The organism is Thauera sp. 2A1, from assembly GCF_009469595.2.
Lineage (GTDB): Bacteria > Pseudomonadota > Gammaproteobacteria > Burkholderiales > Rhodocyclaceae > Thauera.
The window spans coordinates 131,612-152,385 of the sequence record NZ_SSXV01000003.1; the positions used below are offsets into that span (position 1 = coordinate 131,612).

Annotated in this window: 25 protein-coding genes; 13 read left to right on the plus strand and 12 right to left on the minus strand. The window is 67.2% G+C overall.

Going from position 1 to position 20,774, the window contains the following annotated elements:
- Positions 1-25: 25 nt before the first annotated feature.
- From GH664_RS04220 to fliR, 11 genes are all read left to right on the plus strand, one after another.
- Positions 26-778, plus strand: coding sequence for a flagellar assembly protein FliH (locus tag GH664_RS04220; protein WP_153166880.1), 753 nt, complete (start codon positions 26-28; stop codon positions 776-778).
- Positions 778-2,181, plus strand: coding sequence for a flagellar protein export ATPase FliI (gene fliI / locus GH664_RS04225; RefSeq protein WP_153166881.1), 1,404 nt, complete (start codon positions 778-780; stop codon positions 2,179-2,181). Before GH664_RS04220 ends, fliI begins: the two co-directional genes overlap by 1 nt.
- Positions 2,182-2,261: 80 nt before the next feature.
- Positions 2,262-2,708 (plus strand): flagellar export protein FliJ, encoded by a 447-nt coding sequence (gene fliJ, locus GH664_RS04230; RefSeq protein WP_153166882.1) that lies wholly within the window; start codon positions 2,262-2,264, stop codon positions 2,706-2,708.
- 103 nt (positions 2,709-2,811) lie between these two features.
- A complete protein-coding gene (locus GH664_RS04235) occupies positions 2,812-4,263 on the plus strand; it encodes a flagellar hook-length control protein FliK (protein WP_228111375.1) in 1,452 nt (483 codons plus the stop codon).
- Positions 4,264-4,356: 93 nt separating this feature from the next.
- The gene (gene fliL, locus GH664_RS04240; RefSeq protein ID WP_153166883.1) at positions 4,357-4,920 is read left to right on the plus strand and encodes a flagellar basal body-associated protein FliL; all 564 of its coding nucleotides are present in this window, start codon (positions 4,357-4,359) and stop codon (positions 4,918-4,920) included.
- Between the two features lie 12 nt (positions 4,921-4,932).
- Complete coding sequence (fliM, locus tag GH664_RS04245; protein ID WP_153166884.1) at positions 4,933-5,943, plus strand: flagellar motor switch protein FliM; 1,011 nt, start codon at positions 4,933-4,935, stop codon at positions 5,941-5,943.
- Positions 5,936-6,403, plus strand: a complete 468-nt coding sequence (gene fliN, locus GH664_RS04250; RefSeq protein ID WP_153166885.1) for a flagellar motor switch protein FliN — start codon at positions 5,936-5,938, stop codon at positions 6,401-6,403. Before fliM ends, fliN begins: the two co-directional genes overlap by 8 nt.
- Positions 6,403-6,918: a flagellar biosynthetic protein FliO gene (fliO, locus tag GH664_RS04255; RefSeq protein WP_228111376.1), complete on the plus strand. Its 516-nt coding sequence runs from the start codon at positions 6,403-6,405 to the stop codon at positions 6,916-6,918. The genes fliN and fliO overlap by 1 nt, the downstream gene beginning before the upstream one ends.
- Complete coding sequence (gene fliP / locus GH664_RS04260) at positions 6,908-7,690, plus strand: flagellar type III secretion system pore protein FliP (protein ID WP_153166886.1); 783 nt, start codon at positions 6,908-6,910, stop codon at positions 7,688-7,690. The genes fliO and fliP overlap by 11 nt, the downstream gene beginning before the upstream one ends.
- 19 nt (positions 7,691-7,709) lie before the next feature.
- Positions 7,710-7,979, plus strand: a complete 270-nt coding sequence (fliQ, locus tag GH664_RS04265) for a flagellar biosynthesis protein FliQ (protein ID WP_153166887.1) — start codon at positions 7,710-7,712, stop codon at positions 7,977-7,979.
- A gap of 35 nt (positions 7,980-8,014) precedes the next feature.
- Positions 8,015-8,818, plus strand: coding sequence for a flagellar biosynthetic protein FliR (gene fliR / locus GH664_RS04270; protein ID WP_153166888.1), 804 nt, complete (start codon positions 8,015-8,017; stop codon positions 8,816-8,818).
- Here fliR and GH664_RS04275 read toward each other — a convergent pair whose 3' ends face one another.
- The 12 genes from GH664_RS04275 to flgB form a co-directional block, all read right to left on the minus strand.
- Positions 8,819-9,319: a hypothetical protein gene (locus GH664_RS04275; RefSeq protein WP_153167000.1), complete on the minus strand. Its 501-nt coding sequence runs from the start codon at positions 9,317-9,319 to the stop codon at positions 8,819-8,821.
- 14 nt (positions 9,320-9,333) lie between these two features.
- A complete protein-coding gene (flgL, locus tag GH664_RS04280) occupies positions 9,334-10,236 on the minus strand; it encodes a flagellar hook-associated protein FlgL (protein ID WP_153166889.1) in 903 nt (300 codons plus the stop codon).
- Positions 10,237-10,251: 15 nt separating this feature from the next.
- Entirely contained in the window at positions 10,252-11,982 is a 1,731-nt protein-coding gene (gene flgK, locus GH664_RS04285) for a flagellar hook-associated protein FlgK (RefSeq protein WP_153166890.1), read from the minus strand.
- Between the two features lie 78 nt (positions 11,983-12,060).
- Positions 12,061-13,137, minus strand: a complete 1,077-nt coding sequence (flgJ, locus tag GH664_RS04290) for a flagellar assembly peptidoglycan hydrolase FlgJ (RefSeq protein WP_153167001.1) — start codon at positions 13,135-13,137, stop codon at positions 12,061-12,063.
- A gap of 25 nt (positions 13,138-13,162) precedes the next feature.
- Positions 13,163-14,224: a flagellar basal body P-ring protein FlgI gene (locus GH664_RS04295; protein WP_255424907.1), complete on the minus strand. Its 1,062-nt coding sequence runs from the start codon at positions 14,222-14,224 to the stop codon at positions 13,163-13,165.
- Between the two features lie 69 nt (positions 14,225-14,293).
- Positions 14,294-14,968 carry a flagellar basal body L-ring protein FlgH gene (locus tag GH664_RS04300; RefSeq protein WP_153166892.1) on the minus strand — a complete coding sequence of 225 codons (675 nt, stop codon included), beginning with the start codon at positions 14,966-14,968 and terminating at the stop codon, positions 14,294-14,296.
- 11 nt (positions 14,969-14,979) lie between these two features.
- On the minus strand, positions 14,980-15,762 hold the full coding sequence (flgG, locus tag GH664_RS04305) for a flagellar basal-body rod protein FlgG (RefSeq protein ID WP_153166893.1): 783 nt from the start codon (positions 15,760-15,762) through the stop codon (positions 14,980-14,982).
- A 22-nt stretch (positions 15,763-15,784) separates the two neighbouring features.
- Complete coding sequence (gene flgF, locus GH664_RS04310; protein WP_153166894.1) at positions 15,785-16,522, minus strand: flagellar basal-body rod protein FlgF; 738 nt, start codon at positions 16,520-16,522, stop codon at positions 15,785-15,787.
- A 25-nt stretch (positions 16,523-16,547) separates the two neighbouring features.
- Entirely contained in the window at positions 16,548-17,828 is a 1,281-nt protein-coding gene (gene flgE / locus GH664_RS04315; RefSeq protein ID WP_153166895.1) for a flagellar hook protein FlgE, read from the minus strand.
- A gap of 15 nt (positions 17,829-17,843) precedes the next feature.
- On the minus strand, positions 17,844-18,539 hold the full coding sequence (locus GH664_RS04320; RefSeq protein WP_153166896.1) for a flagellar hook assembly protein FlgD: 696 nt from the start codon (positions 18,537-18,539) through the stop codon (positions 17,844-17,846).
- 39 nt (positions 18,540-18,578) lie between these two features.
- The gene (gene flgC, locus GH664_RS04325) at positions 18,579-18,986 is read right to left on the minus strand and encodes a flagellar basal body rod protein FlgC (RefSeq protein ID WP_153166897.1); all 408 of its coding nucleotides are present in this window, start codon (positions 18,984-18,986) and stop codon (positions 18,579-18,581) included.
- A gap of 16 nt (positions 18,987-19,002) precedes the next feature.
- Positions 19,003-19,407, minus strand: coding sequence for a flagellar basal body rod protein FlgB (flgB, locus tag GH664_RS04330; protein WP_153166898.1), 405 nt, complete (start codon positions 19,405-19,407; stop codon positions 19,003-19,005).
- 220 nt (positions 19,408-19,627) lie between these two features.
- Between flgB and flgA the strand changes: the two genes are divergently transcribed.
- Both flgA and flgM read left to right on the plus strand, forming a co-directional pair.
- Positions 19,628-20,377 carry a flagellar basal body P-ring formation chaperone FlgA gene (flgA, locus tag GH664_RS04335; protein WP_153166899.1) on the plus strand — a complete coding sequence of 250 codons (750 nt, stop codon included), beginning with the start codon at positions 19,628-19,630 and terminating at the stop codon, positions 20,375-20,377.
- An 82-nt stretch (positions 20,378-20,459) separates the two neighbouring features.
- Complete coding sequence (gene flgM, locus GH664_RS04340; protein ID WP_153166900.1) at positions 20,460-20,768, plus strand: flagellar biosynthesis anti-sigma factor FlgM; 309 nt, start codon at positions 20,460-20,462, stop codon at positions 20,766-20,768.
- Positions 20,769-20,774: the final 6 nt, after the last annotated feature.

Here is a 20,774-nt window from a genome sequence, read left to right on the forward strand (position 1 = left end):
GCCCATGCCGCGGCCGGGAGCGGCGATGACCATCAGCCGCCACCAGGCGGTAGGCGCCTATCGCCGCTGGGAGCCGGTCGATTTCGACGCGCCCGAAACCCCCGCTGCGGCCGAGCTTCCCGTTGCGCCCGCCGCGCTCGATCCAGCGGCGATCCCGCAAGCACCCGAACCCGAGCCCGACCCGCTCGGCGACGTGCAGTTGCCGACCGCCGAGGACATCGAGCGCATGCACGAGGAGGCGCGCGCCGCCGGCCACGCCGAGGGCTACGCGGCAGGCCACGCCGCCGGCTTCGAGGCGGGCCGCGAGGCCGGGCATGCGGAGGGAGCGGCACGCGTGGAGGAAGCCGTGCGGCGACTGACGGACCTTTCCGCCGACCTGGACAAGGCCTTGAGTCAGCTCGACCAGGAGGTCGCCGAGGAGCTGATGGCGTTGTCGATCGAGATCGCACGGCAGATGGTGCAGCACACGCTGGCGGTGCACCCCGAGACCGTGCTGCAAACCGTGCGCAACGCGCTGCTGCAGATGCCCCAGGGCCACGCCCAGATCCGCCTGCACCCGGACGACCTGGCGCTGGTGCGCGAAAACATGGGCGAGCAGCTCGGCCACGCCGGCCATCGCCTCGTCGAGGACGCCGAACTGTCGCGCGGCAGTTGCCGCATCGACAGCCTTGGCGCCCAGGTCGACGCCACGCTGGAGCGGCGCTGGCGGCGCATCCTCGAGTCGCTCGGCCATGAGCGGGCGGCATGGCAGCCTGCCGATGACGGCGGAGAAGGATGATGGAACACCACGGGGCCCTGTGGCGCAGCTTCCTGAAAAGCGGCGCGAGCCTGGTGGGCAGTTGCAACCCGCTGGAAGTATCGGGCCGCCTGACGCGCATCAACGGCCTCGTCATGGAGGCCGCGGGCCTCAAGCTGCCGCTGGGGTCCGGCTGCCGCGTGCTGGTGCCGGGCGGCGGCGCGGTGGAAGCCGAAGTCGTGGGTTTCAACGGCGAGAAGCTGTTCATGATGCCGACCGACGATGTCTTCGGCCTGGCGCCGGGTGCGCGCGTGCTGCCGATGGAAGTGGGCACGCCGCGCCTGGTGCTGGGCAAGCACATCGGCCCGCGCCGGCGCGCCGCCGACCGCGCCAAGCACCTGCCGGTGGGCGACGCCCTGCTCGGCCGCGTGGTCGATGGCGCCGGGCGCCCGCTCGACGGGCTGGGGCCGCTGACGACGCAGGAGACGCGCTCGCTGCAGGGCCGCGCCTTCAACCCGCTGGCGCGGGCGCCGATCTCGCAGCCGCTGGACGTCGGCATCCGCGCCATCAACGCCCTGCTCACCGTGGGGCGCGGCCAGCGCCTGGGCCTGTTCGCCGGCTCCGGGGTGGGCAAGTCGGTGCTGATCGGCATGATGGCGCGCTATACCGCGGCCGACATCATCGTCGTCGGCCTGATCGGCGAGCGTGGCCGCGAGGTGAAGGAGTTCATCGAGCAGAGCCTGGGCGCCGAGGGCCTCGCGCGCTCGGTGGTGGTGGCGGCGCCGGCCGACACCAGCCCGCTGATGCGCATGCAGGGCGCATCCTATGCGACCACCGTGGCGGAGTATTTCCGCGACCAGGGCAAGCAGGTGCTGCTGATCATGGATTCGCTGACCCGCTATGCGATGGCCCAGCGTGAGATCGCCCTGGCGATCGGAGAGCCGCCGGTGACGCGCGGCTACCCGCCGAGCGTATTCGCACGCCTGCCGGCGCTGGTCGAGCGCGCGGGCAACGGGCCCGAAGGCGGCGGCTCCATCACCGCCTTCTACACCGTGCTGGCCGAGGGCGACGACCAGCAGGACCCGATCGCCGATTCGGCGCGCGCCATTCTCGACGGCCACTTCGTGCTGTCGCGCAGCCTGGCCGACCAGGGTCACTACCCGGCGATCGACATCGAGCAGTCGATCTCGCGCGCGATGCACAACCTCGTCGGCGACGACCACTTCGCGGTGGTGCGCCAGTTCAAGCAGTTCTTCTCGCGCTACCAGCGCTCGCGCGACCTGATCGCAGTGGGCGCCTACCAGCCCGGCGCCGATCCGATGCTGGACATGGCGGTCAAGCTCTACCCGCGGCTGGAGGCCTTCCTGCAGCAGGGCATCCACGAGCGCGAAGGCTATGACGGTGCCCTCGCGAAGCTGGCCGAGGTATTTTCCACGCCGGCGTGAAGGCGGACGCATACGGCGTGCGGACACCGCGTTAGAATCGCGCACTGCTTCTGCTGCAACCGAAAACCAAGACCCTCACGATGAGCAGCCGCTTCCATCTCCAACCCCTGCTCGATCTCGCGCAGACGCGCACCGACGAAGCCGCGCGCAAGCTGGGCGAGCTCATCGCGGGCGAGCGCTCGGTGGAGCAGAAGCTCAAGCAACTGGAAGACTACCGGCAGGAATACCACGAGCGCTTCATGCAGGCCGTGCGTGACGGCATCGGACCCGAGGCGTGGCGCAACTTCACCGCCTTCATCGGCCGCCTGGACGACGCCATTGCCATGCAGCGCAGCATCGTCGAGCAATCCCGGGCGCAGACCGCGCAAGGCCAGCAGTCGTGGCTCGACCAGCGCAACAGGCTGAAGGCCTTCGACACCCTGTCTCAGCGCCATCAGGCCGGCGTGTCGCGCAGCGAGGCCAGGCAGGAACAGAAGCTCACCGACGAGCACGCCGCACGGCGCAGCCGCCAGGACGACGACGCCTGATCCAGCAGTCGAATGCGCCGCGCTTCAACGCTGCGCGCATGGCATGAAGCTTGCTGAAAGCTCATCGACGCTTTTCAGGATCCTCCAGACAGAGGTCACCGCCATGCCTGCTTCCGTTTCTCCAAGCAACACGATGCTCGGGCTCGCCCGGACGCTGTTCGCCTCCTCGGCGCAATCCGGCGCCAGGGACCTGCCGACGGACTCCACCGGAGTTTCGTTCTCGAGCACGCTGCAAGGCCGGCTCGACAACGCGCCGCCGGCCCGTGCGCCGGGCGCCCACCTCGATGGTGCAGGCCGCCCGCGCGATCCCGAGCGCCCGGCGGAGCGCGAACGCCCCGCCGAGGCTGATCGCTCCGCCGAGGCTGAGCGCCCCGCCGAGCCTGGACACCCCACCGAAACTGCGCGCAGCGACGCCGGGGGGAACGCGGATGACGGCAGCGCCGCCGGCGCCACCAGCAGCGCGCCCGCGGCAGCACGAGGCGGGCAAGGGGCTTCCGGGAGCGGGCAGGAACAAGACGCCGCGGCAGAGAAACTTGCCGAGGCGGGACTGGCCCGCGGCAAGCCGGCAAGGGGTGTCACGCTGGACACCGCAGCGGGCGTCGATACGGCTGCCGCAGCTCAAGCAATCAACGGCACCACGGACGCGCGGGCGCTTGCCGCACTCGTCAAGGCAGGTACGGCGGGCGAAAGGACGGTCTCCGGCGGCACCGACAAATCCAGCGACGCCGACTCCTCTGCCGCAATCGATGCCGGCCTGCCGGCAGATCTTGCCGCCCTGTTGCCCCAGCTTGCCGCTTCGAGAGCGGCGGATGGCGCGCCGAAGCCAGATCCGGCTGTGGATGACAGCCTCGGCAAATCGCTTCAGAATTCCGGCCTGCCGCCGAGAATGGGAGCAGGCACGCAGGGTCCCGACCGCGATGTCGCCGGGGCGCTGATGATGTTGCAGGCACGAGAGAGCGCTGCCGCCGTCGCGGCCGGCAAGCTTGCCGGCGGCCTGCAGCAGGACGTGGAAGCGACCGCATCGGTCTCGGGTGCGAACGCCACGGGCTCGGCACCTGCCAGCGGGCTGCCGCACCAGCTCAGCGAATTTGCGGCGATCCGCGGCCAGGCGATCGCAGCGCGGCCGCTCACGCCGCAACTGCCCGTCCACACGCCGGTCGGCCAGGAGGGCTGGGCAGAGGACGTCGGCAACCGGGTGACGTGGATGCTGGGCCGCGCCGAAAGCAAAGCCGAGCTGGTGCTGACGCCACCCAACCTGGGCAAGCTCGAAGTCTCGATCAACCTCAGCGGCGATCAGACCACGGCGCAGTTCATCGCCGCCAACCAGGCCGCGCGTGATGCGCTCGAGCAGGCCCTGCCGCGCCTGCGCGAGATGCTGGCCGGCGCAGGCATCAACCTGGGTGAAACGAGCGTGAGCACCTCGGGTGAGCAACAGGCCGGGCGCGACAATGGCGGCAGCGGGCGCCATCGCGGGCAAGGCGAGGGCACAGTGGGCGGTGGCGGAGCCACCGTCTGGTTGAGACAGCACGACGGGATGGTCGACACCTTCGTCTGAAGCGCTGGAATTGGGGCGGCTCTGCCCCACTTTTCCACTCTTCGAAGGCGGCAACTCTCCCGGATAATGGAATCTGGAATCTAGGAGAACCGCATGGCGAAGGCGCCAGCCAAACCGGACGCAGCCCCCGAAGCCGCCCCCAGGAAGAAGGGCAAGCTGCTGTTGATCGTCGTCATTGCCTTGCTGGTATTGCTGATCGCGGCAGCAGGGGTGGTGGTGCTGCTGTTGCTGAAGAAGGACAAGGGCGGCGACGACCACGCTGGCCCGGCTGCTGCGGCGGAAGCTGCGCCGCACTCGACGATCGATCTCAGCAAGCCGCCGACCTTCGTGCCGCTGGACCCCTTCACCGTCAATCTGCGACGCGACGAGGGCGACCACTACCTGCAGGCGGTCGTCGTTCTGCGCGTGGGCGACCCGAAGCTGGCCGAAAGCCTCAAGGCCTTCATGCCCGAAGTGCGCCACCGCATCAACCTGCTGTTGTCGTCCAAGCTGCCTTCAGAACTCGCCGACACCGTCGGCCGGGAAAAGCTTGCAGAAGACATCGCCAGCCAGGTAAACGAGGCGCTCGGCTTTCCGGCAAGCACGGATACGCGCGGGCGCACACGCTCGAACGGACCGGTGCAGGCCGTGCTTTTCAACTCCTTCATCATCCAGTGACGGATCGCCGCCATGTCTTCGGACTTTCTTTCCCAGGAGGAGGTTGACGCGCTGTTGCGGGGCGTCACCGGGGAGTCCGACGAACCTGCGGACGATCTCGCCGACCAGAGCGGGGTCAGGCCCTACAACCTCGCCACCCAGGAACGCATCGTGCGTGGGCGCATGCCCACGATGGAGCTGATCAACGAGCGTTTCGCGCGCTACCTGCGCATCGGCATGTTCAACTACATGCACCGCAACGCCGAGGTCTCGGTCGGTCCGATCAAGGTGCAGAAGTACGCGGAGTTCATCCGCAACCTGGTGGTGCCGACCAACCTCAACCTGGTGCTGGGCAAGCCACTGCGCGGCACCGGCCTGGTGGTGTTCGACCCGAACCTGGTGTTCCTGGTGGTCGACAACATGTTCGGCGGCGACGGCCGCTTCCACACGCGGGTCGAGGGGCGGGATTTCACCCCCACCGAGCAGCGCATCATCAAGGCCATGCTCGACGTGGTGTTCGCCGAATATGCACGTGCCTGGGCGCCGGTGTTCAAGCTCGAGCTGGAGTACGTCCGCTCCGAGATGAATTCCCAGTTCGCCAACATCGCCACGCCGTCCGAAGTCGTCGTGGCGACCACCTTCTCGCTCGATTTCGGCGGCGCGCAGGCGGACATGCACGTGTGCTTCCCCTACTCGATGCTGGAGCCGATCCGCGACGTGCTCTACTCGACGATGCAGAGCGACCACCTCACCCAGGACAAACGCTGGATCCGCCTGCTTTCTCGCCAGTTGCAGACAGCCGACGTGGAACTGGTGTGCAACTTCGGCACCGCGCCGGTGACGCTGCGCGACATCGTCGACATGCGCGTCGGCGACATGATCCCGCTCAACGTCCCTGAACTGCTGACGGCTGCAGTGGATGGCGTACCGGTGTTCGAGGGCAGGCAGGGCACGAAGAACGGGCACTACGCGCTGAAGGTCGAGCGCTTCGTCAGTGCGAACGAGAACGACGCCGTACAGCTTCCCGGAGGCCAGAATGGCTGACGACAACCAGATTACCGACGACGACTGGGCTGCCGCGATGCAGGAGCAGGCCTCGGCTGAGGCCGGCTTGGGCGACGACGCCGCGCGCGTGGCTGCCGAACTTGCCGCCGCTGCCATGGACAACTCGCCCTACCAGGCGCGCCCGGCCAGCCAGATCTTCGAGGACTTCGGCGCCACCGGCACCAAGCCGAGCTCGCTGAACGACTTCGACATGATCCTGGACATCCCGGTGCAGATCACCGTCGAGCTCGGCCGCACCAAGCTGTCGATCCGAAACCTGCTGCAACTGGCGCACGGCTCGGTCGTCGAACTCGACGGGCTCGCCGGCGAACCGATGGATGTGCTGGTGAACGGCACGCTGATCGCCCAGGGCGAGGTGGTGGTGGTGAACGACAAGTTCGGCATCCGCCTGACCGACATCATCAGCCCCGCCGAACGCATGCGGAAGATCCGCCACTGATGCGCTGCCTTGCGGCCGGGCGCCATCGCGCCCTCGACCCGTTGCACGACGTGCCGGCCTCACGTTCCCAGCCGGCCTTCGCGGCCGTCACGGCCCTCTTCCTGCTGTCGGCGGCATCGCCGCTGCACGCCGCCGAAACCGCCGCCGCAGCCTCCCCGCCCGGGCCGGATCTCGCCGTCGGCCTCGGCCAGATGGCCTTCGGTCTGGCCGTGGTCATCGCCCTGCTGTTCGCCAGCCTGTGGGTGATCCGGCGGCTGTCGGCGCCGCGTGGCTCGGCCGCGTCGGCGCTGAAGGTGCTGGGCGCGGTGGCGGTCGGCCCGCGCGAGCGCGTGGTGCTGGTCGGCCTGGGCGACACGGTGCTGGTGCTCGGCGTGGCGCCGGGCCAGGTGAGGACCTTGCATGTGCTGCCGGCGGACGAACTGCCCACCCTCGCCGGCGGCACCGCCGCGGCGGTCAGCATGAAGGATTTCCCCGCGTGGCTGCGACAGGCAATGGAGCGCCGCCATGAGCCCTGAGTCGGCGTCCCGCCCTGCGCCGCGCGCGCGGGCTGCTTTCGCACGCGGCGCGACCGCGCTGGCGCTGTTGCTCACTCCGCTTCTGGCCGCTGCGCAAGCCCTGCCGACGCTGACCGCGATGCCGGCGGCCGGCGGCGGCACCACCTACAGCCTCACCATCCAGACGCTGGTGCTGATGACGCTGCTCAGCTTCATCCCGGCGATGGTGCTGATGATGACCAGCTTCACCCGCATCGTCATCGTCTTCGGCCTGCTGCGCCAGGCCATCGGCACGCAGACAGCACCGCCCAACCAGGTGCTGGTGGGCCTGGCGCTGTTCCTCAGCTTCTTCATCATGGCGCCGGTGGCCGAGAAGGTTTACCAGGATGCCTACCTGCCGATGTCGCAGGGCTCGATACAGTTCGAGGAGGCGCTGCAGCGCGCCTCGGTGCCGATGAAGGCCTTCATGCTGAAGCAGGTGCGCGAGCCCGACCTGTCGCTGTTCTCGGGGCTCGCCAAGCTGCCGCCGGTGGAGAAGGCCGAGGATCTGCCGATGCGCGTCGTCATCCCGGCCTTCGTCACTTCCGAGCTCAAGACCGCCTTCCAGATCGGCTTCATCGTGTTCATTCCTTTCATCATCATCGACATGGTCGTCGCCTCGGTGCTGATGTCGATGGGCATGATGATGATGTCGCCGGTCATCGTGTCGCTGCCGTTCAAGATCATGCTGTTCGTGCTGGTCGACGGCTGGACGCTGCTGATCGGCTCGCTGGTGCAGAGCTTCGCCGTGTAGGCGCCGAGGAGACAGGATCATGACCCCCACCGCCGTCGTCGAGCTGGGCCGCCAGGCGATCGAGATCACGCTGCTGGTGTCGGCGCCGCTGTTCATCGCCGCGCTGGTCACCGGCCTGGTGGTGAGCATCTTCCAGGCCGCGACGCAGATCAACGAAATGACCTTGTCGTTCGTGCCGAAGATCGTGGTGATGTTCGTCACCCTCGTGGTGGCGGGCCCGTGGATGATCACCACGCTGACCGACTTCATGCGCCGGCTGTTCGAATCCATTCCGGCGATGATCGGCTGAAGCCGGCGCCCGCCGCCTGCCGCCCGCTCCCCGCCATGCTCAGCGTCACCGCCGCCCAGCTCGACGCCTGGCTCGCCGCGCTGATGTTCCCGCTGGCGCGTCTGCTGGGGCTGTTCTCGTCGGCGCCGGTGTTCTCCAACCGCGGCGTGACGATGCGCGTGCGACTGGCGATCGGCATCGCCGTGGCGATCGCGTTGCTGCCGGCGATGCCGCCGATGCCTGCAGTGCCGCCGGCCTCCGGGCTGGGACTGGCGATCTTCGTGCAGCAGATCTTCATCGGCATCGCCATCGGCTTCATGATGCGCATCGTGTTCGCCGCGGTGGATCTGGCCGGCGCGCTGATCGGCATGCAGATGGGCCTGTCCTTCGCGCTGTTCTTCGACCCGGAAGCGGGCGGCCAGACGGCGGTGATGTCCGATTTCCTCGGCCTCGTCACCCTGCTGCTGTTCCTGTCGATGAACGGGCATCTGCTGCTGATCGACGCCACGGTGAAGAGCTTCGAGTGGCTGCCAGTGGGGGTCGAGCCGGTGCGGGCGCTCGGCTGGGGCTACATCGCGCGGGCCGGCGCAACGGTGTTCGCAGCCGGGCTGCTGCTGTCGCTGCCGGTGGTGGCGGTGCTGCTGGTGGCCAACATCGCGCTCGGCGTGCTGACGCGCGCGGCACCGCAGCTCAACCTTTTCGCCGTCGGCTTCCCGATCACGATGACGGCGGGCTTCATCGGCCTGATGCTGATCTTTGCCAACTTCGCGCCGGTGCTGCAGAGCCTGTTCGAGCGCGGCATGGATACCATCGCGCTGATGCTGGAAGCGCTGGCGCCGCTCCCCGCCGCGCCCCCCTGATCAGAGCTGCGGGAACTGCCGCGACCGCACCAGGCGAACCTCGCCGCTCGCGATACGACGTGCGAAGGGCCGGGTAGCCTCCATGCCTTCCTCGTAGCGCAGCACGTCGTAGCCGGCAAAACCGCCCGCCTCCACCATGCGTTGTGCATTGCGCAGGAAGATCTGCCGCGCCTCGCCCTCGCCGCCGGTGATGAGGGATTTCATGCGCAAGTCCATACGTACCCGGTCGTCGCCGGCGCGGCTGACGTCGATGCTCCAGGTCGGCGCCAGCGGATCGTAGATGGCGTAGGCGACGAGCGCCCCGGCAATGTATTCGGGCTTGAGGTAGGACAGCTTGCTGGCCATCAGCAGCCCGCCGGCGATGCCTGCCACCGTGCCGCCGGAGGCGGCGACTTCGTCGGCGGTCACGCCGGCAAAGGTCGCCTGGCCGTTCGGCGTGGTCGAGCATGCCGCGGCCGCGAGCGCAACGCCCAGCGCAAGGCACAACGGACCAATCCGCATCGACATCGTCATGCTCAATTGAGGTAGTTGAAAAGAGACAGCCCGGTGATCTTCAGGAACGACTGCTGCGCCGCCTGCAGGATGGTCTGCTGCTGGCTCAGACGCGAAAGCGCCTCGTTGTAGTCGAGATCCTGCAGGTTGGACAGGGTCGTCGCGTACTGCAGGTCCAGGTCGCTGCCGATCGTGCCGAGCTGGTCGATCTCGACCTGCTGCGAGCCGATCTGCGCCTGCGCACTCAGTACCCTGTCGAAATTGCGGTCGATGCCATCGAGCGCGGTCGTGACCGCTGTCGACACGCCCGATGCCGGCCCCTCGAGCGCGTGGATGAAGGTGGACAGCGTGGCGAACACGCCGGAATCGTCGCTGCCGAAGACCTGCTGCCCGGCGAACGTGGTGGGCATGAAACGCGACGAGGAGACCTGCATCGTGCGCGAGCCCTGGTCGCCCTGGTAGCTGACGCCCGCGTCCGGATTGCCGCTGAAGGCCGGATCCCGCGACTGGTAGCCGGCGAACAGGTAGTCGCCGTTGGCGTCACGGGTGTTGGCGATGGCCAGCATCGCGTCGAACTGCGCCCGCAGGTCGGTGGCGATGGCACGGCGGTCGCTGTCTGACAATACCGGATTGCCGGCCTCCAGCACACGGTCGCGCGCGTACTGCAGGATGTCGCCGGCGCCGGTCAGTTGTCCGTCCACCAGCTTGAGCGCATCTCCGGCGTAGCCCTGGTTGCGCGTGAACTGCGCATTCACGCTGCGCGACTGGGTGACGTCGAGCGCCTGCGCAGAGGCCACGGGGTCGTCCGCAGGCGTGAGCACCTTGCGCCCGGTCGCGATCTGCTGCGCGGTGTAGAGCAAGGAGGCGGACTGCTGCTGCAGCGCGCCCACGCTCTGTTCGTAGATCATGTTGGTCGAGATGCGCATGATGCGCTCCTGCTATCAGCGGCCGATCGCCAGCATGGTATCGAAAAGCGTCTGGGCAACCGACATGACCCGCGCCGACGCCTGGTAGGCCTGCTGGAAGCGGACGAGGTTGGCGGCCTCCTCATCCAGGTTCACCCCCGACACCGAGTCACGCGTGGCCTTGGCCTGTGCCAGCAGCGCATCCTGCGCCTTCTCCCCGGTCTGCACTTCGCGCGCCTTGTTGCCCACCTTGCCGACGAGCTGCGCGTAGGCGTTGTTCAGCGTCGCAGTGGGCGTGCCGCTGGCGTCGTTGAACATCAGCTTGGTGGTCTGCAGGGCACCCAGGAGCACAGCGTTGCGGTTATCGGCAACGCCGCCGGCGTTGTCGGCGAGCGCGAAGCTGTCCGACACATTGGTACTTGCATTTACGTCAGGAATGCCGGAGATCTTGAATGACAACGAGACTCCGCCCGGGCCGGTCACATTCACCACCTTGCCCGAACCTCCATCGGTCGCCGGGTCGTAAGCGAAGGATGTGGGAGAGTATCCGGCGGCGGCACCCGAGATTTCGAAAAGTTTGCTCGCCTTGTTGAACGTGTAGGTCAGCGACGGGAAGCTCAACGCGGTGCCTGCCGCAGCCGACGAAACGCCGGTCAAGCGCACATCGCTGATTCGCATCGACCCGACATTGCCCGGCGGCGTGCTGCCGAGCACCGCGCCTGCCGCGGCGACGAGCGTCGGGTCGCTGATGGCCATCGCGATCCGGCCGCCACTGTCGAAGGTGAAGAAGTCTCGGCCGAGCTTGCCGTCCAGATCCAGGCCGAGGCGATGCTGCGCGTTGAAAGCGTTGGCAAGCGAGGTGGCGATGTCGCTGAGGCTACCTTGCGCAGAAACCAGCGCCTCACGCCTGAACGCAAGCAGGCCGCCCAGGCTGCCGCCGGTCAGCAGGCTTTCGGAAAGCGGCGAAGCGGAACCATCACGGCCGATCAGCGTGATGCCGACCCCGCCGCCTTCGCCGGCGCCCGGCGCGGTGCCAAGCTGCGCGGCGTCGTTGCCCAGGACCAGGCGCTGCCCGCTGCCGATGAAGACCGAGATCGAGCCGTCGTCCTGCGGCAACGTGGTGGCGCGCACGAGCTGGTTCAGCCCCGTCACTGCCTTGTCGCGCAGGTCGTACAGGTCATTGGCCGTGGCGCCGCCACTGGTGGCGCGCGAGTCGAGGATGCGCTGGTTCAGCTCCGCGATCTGGCGGGCGTAGCTGTTGATGCTGCTGACCGTCGCATCGATGTCGGCATCCACACCCCGGCTGATCTCGTCAAGCCGCCCACCGAGCGACTGGAAGCGCGCGACCAGGGATTCGCCGGTCGACAGCAGCGCCTGACGCGAGGCGATGTTCGTCGGGTTCGCCGACACGTCCTGCGCGGCGGCGAAGAAATCGGCCATCGCCGGCGCCAGGCCGACCGATGGATCGCCGAGCAGGTTGTCCACCTGGCTGACCTGCTGGCTGTAGGCCGCGTACTCGGCGCGGCGGTTGTCGTTGAGCATGACCTGGCCTTCCAGGTACTGGCTGTAGGAGCGCTGCACGGAATCCACCTCCGTGCCCTGGCCGAAGAAGGAACCACCCCTGAGCAAGGGCTCCGCGTTGCTCTGCTGCACCGTCTGCCGGTGATAGCCGGGCGTGGCCGCATTGCTGATGTTGTGCGATGTGGTGGTGAGCTGCGCCTGGGCGGCGTAGAGACCGGTCAGTCCGATGTTCAGCAGGCTCGACATGGCAATGTTCCTGATACGCGAAGTCAGGCAACAATCAGCAAGATCCTTGCCAGCAACGCCTCAGAACTCCCTCGAAGCTCAGGCCGCCGAAGCGAGCGCGTTGCGCAACGTGCTGCCGCCGATGATGCGGGCGAGCTTGTCGGCGTACATCGGATCGGTCGCATAGCCCGCCTGCTGCAGCCCACGCGCGAAGCCGTCGGCGTCGCGCTGGCCGAGCACCGCCGCGTAGCGCGGGCTGCTCGACAGCAGGCGCGCGTAGTCGGCAAAGGATTCGGCATACGACCCGTAGGCGCGGAAGTTCGACGGCTCGCTGTAGGCGCGCCCGTTGGCGTATTCGGTGGCGCTCACATTCACCGTGCGCCCGCCCCAACTGCTGCCGGCCTTGATGTTGAAGAGGTTGTAGCTGGGGCTGCCATCCGCCTGGCGAAGCTGCCTTTCGCCCCAGCCGGTTTCCAGCGCGGCCTGCGCCACCATGAACTGCGGCGGGATGCCCGTCTTGCGGCTGGCTTCGACCGCGTGCGGCCAGACATCGGCAACGAACGATTTCGCTCGCGTCGACAGCGCGCCTGTCGCCTCGCGCGCGGAGCGGATCGCATCGCTGAGCCGGGCCTGCAGCGCCGCGCGCTCGGCCACGGCGGTGATGTCGTCGACGGCGCCGGAGTCGCCCCGTGGCGTACCGGTGATCGCCAACGCGCCGGCGCCCTGCGACAAGGCGGCAAGCGCACCGGCAGCGCTTTCCGCAGCGGGCATGCGGGCGGCAGGAATTGCCGCCCGCCGCACGACGTTGGCAAGATCGAAGCCGGCGGAAGGCCCGGCATTGCCGGTGTCGAGCGCCTCGAGCGCACCGCCGGCGGCCTTGCCGCCCAGTTGTCGATACAAGGTTTCGGCCAGACCGGTGCCCTTGCCCTGCGCCATGTTCAGTGAAAGTTGCTGGTCGAGCAGCCCCTGGAAGAGCTTGCCCTGCTCGCTGTCGAGCAAACCGCCAGAAGGCGTGGCGTCGCGCATGGACTTCATCACCATCTGCACGAACAACGCCTCGAACTGTTTCGCTGCCGCACGCAAGGCCTGGTCGGACTGGCCGTCGGTGCGCGCCAGGCGCTTGAGATCGCCCAGCGAGTTGGGATCGAGCGCGTTGAGCTGCACGCCGGCGTTGATGTTCGCTGCCGTCATGGTCGCGGCCTCAGATGACCTCGAGCTCGGCGCGCAGCGCACCGGCCGACTTCATCGCCTGCAGGATGCTGACGAGGTCCATCGGCTTGGCGCCGAGGGCGTTGAGCGCCTTGACCACGTCGGCGAGATTCGCCCCGCCCTTGACGTTGAACAGCGCCCCACCCTCGCGCTCGATGTCCACCTGGCCGCGCTGCGTCACCACCGTCTGGCCGCCGGAGAGCGGCCCGGGCTGGCTGACCTGGGCCTCGTTGTTCACCGTCACCGTGAGGTTGCCGTGCGCGACCGCGCAGTTCTGCAGCGTCACCTTCTGGTTCATCACGACCGAGCCGGTACGCGAATTGACGATCACCTTCGCTGGCTGCACCGCCGGCGTCACGTCCAGGTTCTCGAGCTGGCCCAGGAAGGCGACGCGGGCAGTCGAATCCAGCGGCGCGCGCACCTGGATGCTGCGCCCGTCCAGCGCCTGCGCCGAGCCCGGCGAGGCGTGGTTGATGGCGTCGACGACCCGGCGCGCGGTGCCGAAGTCCGTGTCATTGAGCTCGAAGAAGACGTACTCGCCCTGGCCCAGCAATGCCGGAACCGTCCGCTCCACGGTGGCGCCAGCCGGAATGCGTCCGGCGGACAGGTGGTTGATCGTCTGCGACGTGCCACCCGCGGATGCGCCCGCGCCCCCCACCACCATGTTGCCCTGGGCGATGGCATAGATCTGACCATCTGCGCCCTTCAGCGGCGTCATCACCAGCGTGCCGCCGCGCAGGCTCTTGGCATTGCCGATGGACGACACGGTGACGTCCAGGTTCTGGCCCGGGCGCGCGAAAGGCGGCAAGGTGGCGGTCACCATGACCGCGGCCACGTTCTTCAACTGCAGGTTGGTGCCCGGCGGCAGGGTGACGCCCATGTTGCCCAGCATGTTGGCGATGCTCTGCACGGTGAAGGGCGTCTGCGTGGTCTGGTCGCCGGAGCCGTCCAGGCCTACCACCAGGCCGTAGCCCGCGAGCTGGTTGTCTCGCACGCCGGCGATCGACGCGAGGTCCTTGATGCGTTCGGCAGCCGCGGGCTGCACGGCAACCATGGCCGCAGCGACAAGCCCGGATGCCAGCAGGCGCGCGAAAATTCGGGGGGTGTTGCGCATGTGATTGACTCAGAAGGGCAGGATGGCGACGAAGAAGCGCTGCAGCCAGCCCATGGTGTTGGATTCGTCGATGAAGCCGCTGCCGCGATACTCGATGCGCGCGTCGGCCACCTGGGTGGACTGCACGGTGTTCGCCGCCGTCACCGTGTTCGGGTTGATCACGCCCGAGAAGCGGATGAACTCGTTGCCCTGGTTGATCGCGACCATCTTCTCGCCCGACACCAGCAGGTTGCCGTTCGGATAGACGTCGATCACCGTCACCGTGATCGTGCCGTTGAAGGCGTTGTTGGCGGCCGCAGCACCCTTGCCGGAGAAATCCGACTTGGCGCCCGCGTCGGCATTGAGGCCGGCCAGGCCACCGAGTGGCAGTTTCGACGTGGCATTGATGCCGCCGCTGAGACTGGACTCGCGGCCGGCGCTGGCATTGGCGTTCTTCTGCGCGGTGTTGCGCTCCACCAGGTTGATGGTGATCGTGTCGCCGACGTTGCGCGCGCGACGGTCCTCGAACAGCGGCCGGCCGTAGCCCGGCTGGAAGATCGCGCCGGAGGAAGGCATCGCCTGCGGCCTCGCCTCGGGTCTCGCGGTCATCGGCTGGTGCACGGTCGTGGGCGGCGTCGAGTAGATCGACGCGCAGCCCGATATCAGGGCCGCGCCGACGAGTGCGAATGCACCGCTCGTTCTCATGATGCGTTTCCTCAAAGCTGCGTCAGCCGGCTCAGCATCTGGTCCGAAGTCGAAATGGCGCGCGAGTTCAGCTCGTAGGCACGCTGGGTCACGATCATGCTCACGAGTTCCTCGGCGACATTGACGTTCGACGTTTCGACGTACCCCTGATTGAGCACTCCGGCACCATTGGTGCCGGGCTGGACCGGTGTGGCGACGCCACTGGAGGCGGTCTCGGCAAACAGGTTCTCGCCCAGGCTCTGCAGGCCGCCGGCGTTGATGAAGGTGGCCAACTGGATTGCCCCGATCTGCACCGGCGCGGTGGCGTTGGCCTGCAGCACGCTCACCGTGCCGTCCTTGCCGATGGTGACGCTTTTCGCGTCGCCGGGAATGTTGATGTTGTCCGCCAGCAGGTAGCCGCTGGCGGTGACGACATTGCCCTGGTTGTCGAGCTGGAGGGCGCCGTCGCGCGTATAGGCGGTGGTACCGTCGGGCATCGTCACGCGCAGGAAACCGTTGCCCTGCACCGCGACGTCGAGCGAACCACCGGTCTGCTGAAGGGTGCCCTGGGTGAAGATGCGCTCGGTCGCCACCGGTTTGACGCCGGTGCCAATCTGCAGACCGCTGGAGATCTGCGTCTGCTGCGTCGATTGCGCACCGGGCTGGCGGATCGTCTGGTACAGCAGATCCTCGAAGATCGCCCGCTGGCGCTTGAAGCCATTGGTCGACACGTTGGCCAGGTTGTTCGAGATCACGTCCAGTTGCGTCTGCTGGGCGTCCAGCCCGGTGCGGGCGGTCCATAGGGAGCGGATCATGGTTCTGTCCTTGTTCGTGCTGTTAGCTGACCGACAGCACCTTCGCCGCCGCCTGGTCGTTCTGGTCGGCGGTCTGCAGCATGCGGGTCTGCATCTCGAACTGCCGGCCGAGCGAGATCATCTGCACCATCTGATCGACCACGTTGACGTTGCTGCCTTCGAGGTAGCCGCCGGCCACGCGCACGTTCTCGTCAGCGGGTGCCGCCCCGCCCTGCTGCAGGCGGAACAGGCCGTCATCGCCGCGCACCAGCGACTGTTCGGGCGGATTCACCAGCTTGAGCCGCCCCACCACATTGACCACGCCAAGCTGGCCCGGCTGCAGCGCCGAGATCGAGCCATCGTTGCCGATGCTGATCTCGTTGTCGGGCGGAATGGACACCGGCCCGCCATCGCCGATCACCGGCCGGCCGTCACGTGTCTGCAGCACGCCGTTGGCGCTCAGTTCGAGGCTGCCGTTGCGCGTGTAGGCCTCGCTGCCATCGGGCATCTGCACCGCCAGCCAGCCCTTGCCGGCCACCGCCACGTCGTAGGGGCGGCCGGAGTATTGCATCGGCCCGGCGGTATAGTCGTTGACCACGCTGGCATCGACGGTGAACGCGCGCGTGCGCAAGGCTTCGGTCTGCACCTCGACCGCGCGCAGCTTGTGCAGCTCGGCGCGAAAGCCGGTGGTGGTCGCATTGGCGATGTTGTGCGCGACTGCGCCCTGCTGGTCCAGGGTGCCCCTGGCACCGGTCATCGCGGTATAGATCAGGCGATCCATGGCTCAAGCCTCGATTCTGGCGGTCTCAGCGCAGGTTCACCAGCGTCTGCAGGATCGCGTCCTGGGTCTTGATCGATTGCGCGTTGGCCTGGTAGTTGCGCTGCTGGATGATCATCTGCACGAGCTCCTGCGTCAGCTCGACGTTGGATTCCTCGATGGTGCTCGACGAGATCACGCCATTGAGGCCCTCGCCAGGTCCGTTCTCGAAAGCCGGGCCCGACTTGCTGGTGGCCTCCCACAGGTTGTTGCCGAGCGAGTTCAGGCCGTTGGCGTTGCGGAAGGTGGCGAGCGCGACGCGGCCGAGGTTGTAGGTCTGGCCGTTGGTGTAGCTGCCGACGATTAGGCCGGCCTGGTCCACGCTCAGGCTCGCCAGTTCGCCCGCGCGGCGGCCGTCCTGCTTGATGTCGTTGATCAGGAAGGTGCCGCCGGTCTGGGTCATGCCGGTCAAGTCCAGCACACTGCTGATCTGGGCGGCATCCGGCGTCCGGGCCGGGTCGACGTTCCAGGTCACGCTTGCCGGCGAAGCTGTGTCAAGGCGCCCCGAGGTGGTGAATTTAAGCGTCAGCAGCGGCGTGGTGTCGGGTTTTGCGCCATCGAAGCTGGCGAACACGTCCCAGGTGTTGAGCGCCGTCGCCTCGGGCTGCTTGACGAAGTAGAAGGTCATCTCGTGCGACTTGCCGAGACTGTCGAAGCCCTGAATCGAGGTGCTGTAGTTGTAGGTGCGCGCATCGCGCCAGTCGAGTGCGCCGGGGAATGCGGCAAGCAGCGGATAGGCCTCCTTCGGGCTCAGCGCTTCGGCGTCCAGGTTGCCGGCCACCGTGACCTTGCTGGTTGCCACCGGGGCGGAACTGACGTTCGGGATCTGGAGCTGCTTGAGGCCGCCGATCTCGTTCGGCAGGCGGCTGCCGGCGTCGGGAATGCTCTGGTAGCCCATCAGCCGCTCCCCGGTCGAGGTGACGACAAACCCGTCCTTGTCGAGGTCGAACTGGCCGTTTCGCGTATAGGCGCTCGGCCCGTTGTCGCGGGCGATGATGAAGAAGCCGTTGCCGTTGATGGCCAGATCCAGCGGATTGTTGGTCGTGGTCAGGTTGCCTTGGGCGAAAGTCTGCCGCACCGCCGACAGCGTGCCGCCAGCGCCGACCTGCTTGTCGGACACCGTGCCGCTGAGCGAAGCCGCATACACGTCGGCAAAGACGGCCGAACCATTCTTGAAACCGGCAGTGTTGGTATTGGCAACGTTGTTCGAAATGATGTCAAGGGCTCTCGAGGAGACGTTCAGGCCGCTCAAACCTTGCTGGAAAGACATGATCGGGGCTCCGGATCAGAGGATCTGCTTGATGTCGTCGTATTTGAAGATGCCGAGCGAGCCGACCTGGAAGTCGGTGCCGCTGGAGCCGCGAATGACGCTGGAGACGTTACCGAATTGCAGCGTGCGACCCGCCACGTCCTTGCCGTCCTTGGTGGCGGTGATGCCTATCGAATAGACGCCATCGGCGGCACGCGATCCGTCCTGCGTGGTGCCATCCCAGGTGAAGTTATGGCTGCCGGTGGCGACCTCGGCAAAGCTCATCTGCTTCACCTCGCGGCCGGTGGCGTCCTTGACCGACAGCATGACCTTGTCGGCGTCGGCGTCCACCTCGAAGCCGCCCACCGCACCAGCGCTGGTGAGGACAAGCCCACGCCCCTCGACCAGCACGCCATGGCCGACCAGCGCAGCGGCCTGCATGGAATCGCTCGTCCCCTGGGCATCGACGAAGGACTGGAACATCTTGTTCAGCCGCTCGATGCCATCGACCGTGCTCATCTGCGCAAGCTGGGAAGTGATCTCCGCGTTCTGCATCGGATTCATCGGGTCCTGATTGCGCAACTGCGTCGTCAGCAAGGTCAGGAAGCGGGACTCGGTTGCCGCATTGCTCTCCGTTGAGCCATTGCTCGAAGTCGTCCTGGAACTGCTGTCGCTGCGGGCCAGGCTACTGAACGGATTGGGTGCAGCCTGGGTGCCGGATACGGTGCTCATGAAATTCTCCTGCTGTCGGCGTCGGTTGCGGGTCGGCGCTTACTGGCCGATCTGCAAGGTACGCTGTAGCAAGGTCCGTGCCGTGTTCATGACCTCGGCGTTGTTCTGATATGAGCGCGATGCCGAAATCATGTTCACCATCTCCTCGACGACGTTGACGTTCGGCATCTGGACGTAGCCTTCGGCATTGGCGGCGGGGTTGTTCGGCTCGAACACCAGGCGCATCGGCGCGGTGCTCTCGACGACCTGCGTCACCTGCACGCCGACCGACGCGCCGCCCGGCGCAACCGGTTGCGCCGCGAACACGACCTGCTTGGCACGGTAAGGCTGGCCGTCCTCGCCGACGACGCTGTCCGCGTTGGCAAGGTTCGACGCCGTCGTGTTGAGCCGCAGCGACTGCGCATTCAACGCGGAGCCCGCGATCTGGAAAACGTTGAGCATGCTCATGATCGAGCCTCGGAATTCACTGGCCGGTGATCGCGGTGTTCATGGACCGCAACATGCCGTTGATGAAGGTGATGCTGGATTCGTAGCGCAGCGCGTTCTCGGCGAACGCCGCGCGCTCTACGTCCATGTTCACCGTGTTGCCGTCCACCGCCGATTGCTGCTCGGTGCGGTAGCCGGTGTAGCGTTCCAGCGGGTTGGCTGGCCCTGCCGCAATGTGCGCTGCCTGCGTGGCCGCCAACTGGACAGGCGCGGCCTGCTGCGCCAGCGCCCCTTGCAGCGCGGCGCGGAAATCCATGTCGCGCGCCTTGTAGTTGGGCGTGTCGGCGTTGGCGATGTTGGAGGCGAGCATCTGCTGCCGGTGGGCCAGCAGGTTGAGCGCGTTCTGCTGGAAACGCAGTTGCTGGTCGAGCAGTGTCTTCATTGCCTCACCTCGGATGCTGTTGCCGCCCCGGATTCACCGGGCTGCGACGGATTGCGAAAGCCGTGCAGCTTCCATGCCAGCCATCCTAGATGTTTCAGGACCGTCCCCTTCGGCCGATAAGGCAAGGAATCCCCGGCCAATTTCGCCGCCAGGACAGCCGCCTGCGGCAATCTTTGCCGCCGGGTTGCCCGCGACCTCGAGGCCATGATGCAATCGCAGCATGAAGAACCATTTGAGATCCTTCCGGGAATCCCTGCTGAAGGCGCGCCGGGCCGGATGCGCAGCGCGCCTTCTCGCCGCATGCGGCGCACTCGCCCTTGCGCTGCACGCACCCGCAGGCAGGGCGCAACAGGCGCCCGACGCGGTAACGAAGGCGGTGCAGGGCTACCTCGAACGCGAGACGCGCGGCCTGCCCGGGCAGGTCCGCATCACCGTGAGCCCGCTCGACGCGCGCAACCGGTTACCGACCTGCGCGGCGTTGGTGCCCTTCCTGCCCGCAGGCACCCGTGCCTGGGGACAGATCAGCGTCGGCGTGCGATGCGATTCGCCGGTCGCCTGGACGGCCTATCTGCAGGCCCACGTCGCGGTCATGGGTGACCACCTGGTCACCAAGCGGCCCCTGCGCGCGGCGCAGATCGTCGGCCCGGAAGACGTCGACCTGCGCCAGGGCGACCTGACCGCGCTCCCGGACAACACGCTCACCGATGCATCGCAGGCCGTCGGCCACCATACGCGCTATGCCATCGCCGCCGGCATGCCGCTGCGTGGAGAGATGCTGCGCGTCCCGCCAGCCGTGCTGCAGGGACAGTCGGTTCGGGTCATCAGTGCCGGCCCAGGCTTTCGTGTCTCCAGCGAAGGGCAGGCCTTGAACAATGCGTCGCCTGGCGAGCCGGTGCGTGTAAGAATGGCGAACGGACAGGTCGTGACCGGGACTGCACGGACCGGCGGCAACGTCGAAATCGCCTTCTGAGAAAAAATTCACGCCCTGTGGCCTAAAGTTCCATCAAGGTCGGCCGTTACCCCGTCTGAGACAAACTGTCCGGGAAAGCATCATGAAGATCGAGAACTCAGGAAAACCGGTTGCGACCAGCGCCGCAAACGAGGCCAGGAACCGCGCGGCGATCGCCGGGCAGAAGGCATCGACGACCGTGGCCGCCGCTTCGGACAAGGTCGAGCTCTCGTCCCTGTCGTCCAGCCTGCAGAAGGCCGAGGCGGCGATGGCCGACACGCCTGCAATCGACCAGAAGAAAGTGGATGAGATCCGTCAGGCCATCGCCGACGGCCGCTTCAAGGTGGACGCCAATCGGGTGGCGGACGGCCTGATCGCCAGCGTGCGAGAGATGCTCGGCCGCCAGGGCTGATCACCG

Coding starts and splice junctions, on each gene's coding strand:
- flgC (WP_153166897.1), bottom strand. CDS start 18,986: ATGAGCATGCTCAACGTTTTCCAGATCGCGGGCTCCGCGTTGAATGCG.
- GH664_RS04220 (WP_153166880.1), top strand. CDS start 26: ATGACCATCAGCCGCCACCAGGCGGTAGGCGCCTATCGCCGCTGGGAG.
- fliL (WP_153166883.1), top strand. CDS start 4,357: ATGGCGAAGGCGCCAGCCAAACCGGACGCAGCCCCCGAAGCCGCCCCC.
- flgB (WP_153166898.1), bottom strand. CDS start 19,407: ATGAAGACACTGCTCGACCAGCAACTGCGTTTCCAGCAGAACGCGCTC.
- flgF (WP_153166894.1), bottom strand. CDS start 16,522: ATGGATCGCCTGATCTATACCGCGATGACCGGTGCCAGGGGCACCCTG.
- fliP (WP_153166886.1), top strand. CDS start 6,908: ATGAGCCCTGAGTCGGCGTCCCGCCCTGCGCCGCGCGCGCGGGCTGCT.
- flgK (WP_153166890.1), bottom strand. CDS start 11,982: ATGTCGAGCCTGCTGAACATCGGACTGACCGGTCTCTACGCCGCCCAG.
- GH664_RS04320 (WP_153166896.1), bottom strand. CDS start 18,539: ATGAGCACCGTATCCGGCACCCAGGCTGCACCCAATCCGTTCAGTAGC.
- fliR (WP_153166888.1), top strand. CDS start 8,015: ATGCTCAGCGTCACCGCCGCCCAGCTCGACGCCTGGCTCGCCGCGCTG.
- flgE (WP_153166895.1), bottom strand. CDS start 17,828: ATGTCTTTCCAGCAAGGTTTGAGCGGCCTGAACGTCTCCTCGAGAGCC.
- GH664_RS04235 (WP_228111375.1), top strand. CDS start 2,812: ATGCCTGCTTCCGTTTCTCCAAGCAACACGATGCTCGGGCTCGCCCGG.
- flgM (WP_153166900.1), top strand. CDS start 20,460: ATGAAGATCGAGAACTCAGGAAAACCGGTTGCGACCAGCGCCGCAAAC.
- fliI (WP_153166881.1), top strand. CDS start 778: ATGGAACACCACGGGGCCCTGTGGCGCAGCTTCCTGAAAAGCGGCGCG.
- fliQ (WP_153166887.1), top strand. CDS start 7,710: ATGACCCCCACCGCCGTCGTCGAGCTGGGCCGCCAGGCGATCGAGATC.
- flgG (WP_153166893.1), bottom strand. CDS start 15,762: ATGATCCGCTCCCTATGGACCGCCCGCACCGGGCTGGACGCCCAGCAG.
- GH664_RS04300 (WP_153166892.1), bottom strand. CDS start 14,968: ATGAGAACGAGCGGTGCATTCGCACTCGTCGGCGCGGCCCTGATATCG.
- fliJ (WP_153166882.1), top strand. CDS start 2,262: ATGAGCAGCCGCTTCCATCTCCAACCCCTGCTCGATCTCGCGCAGACG.
- GH664_RS04275 (WP_153167000.1), bottom strand. CDS start 9,319: ATGCGGATTGGTCCGTTGTGCCTTGCGCTGGGCGTTGCGCTCGCGGCC.
- GH664_RS04295 (WP_255424907.1), bottom strand. CDS start 14,224: ATGGTTGCCGTGCAGCCCGCGGCTGCCGAACGCATCAAGGACCTCGCG.
- fliN (WP_153166885.1), top strand. CDS start 5,936: ATGGCTGACGACAACCAGATTACCGACGACGACTGGGCTGCCGCGATG.
- flgL (WP_153166889.1), bottom strand. CDS start 10,236: ATGCGCATCTCGACCAACATGATCTACGAACAGAGCGTGGGCGCGCTG.
- fliO (WP_228111376.1), top strand. CDS start 6,403: ATGCGCTGCCTTGCGGCCGGGCGCCATCGCGCCCTCGACCCGTTGCAC.
- flgA (WP_153166899.1), top strand. CDS start 19,628: ATGAAGAACCATTTGAGATCCTTCCGGGAATCCCTGCTGAAGGCGCGC.
- fliM (WP_153166884.1), top strand. CDS start 4,933: ATGTCTTCGGACTTTCTTTCCCAGGAGGAGGTTGACGCGCTGTTGCGG.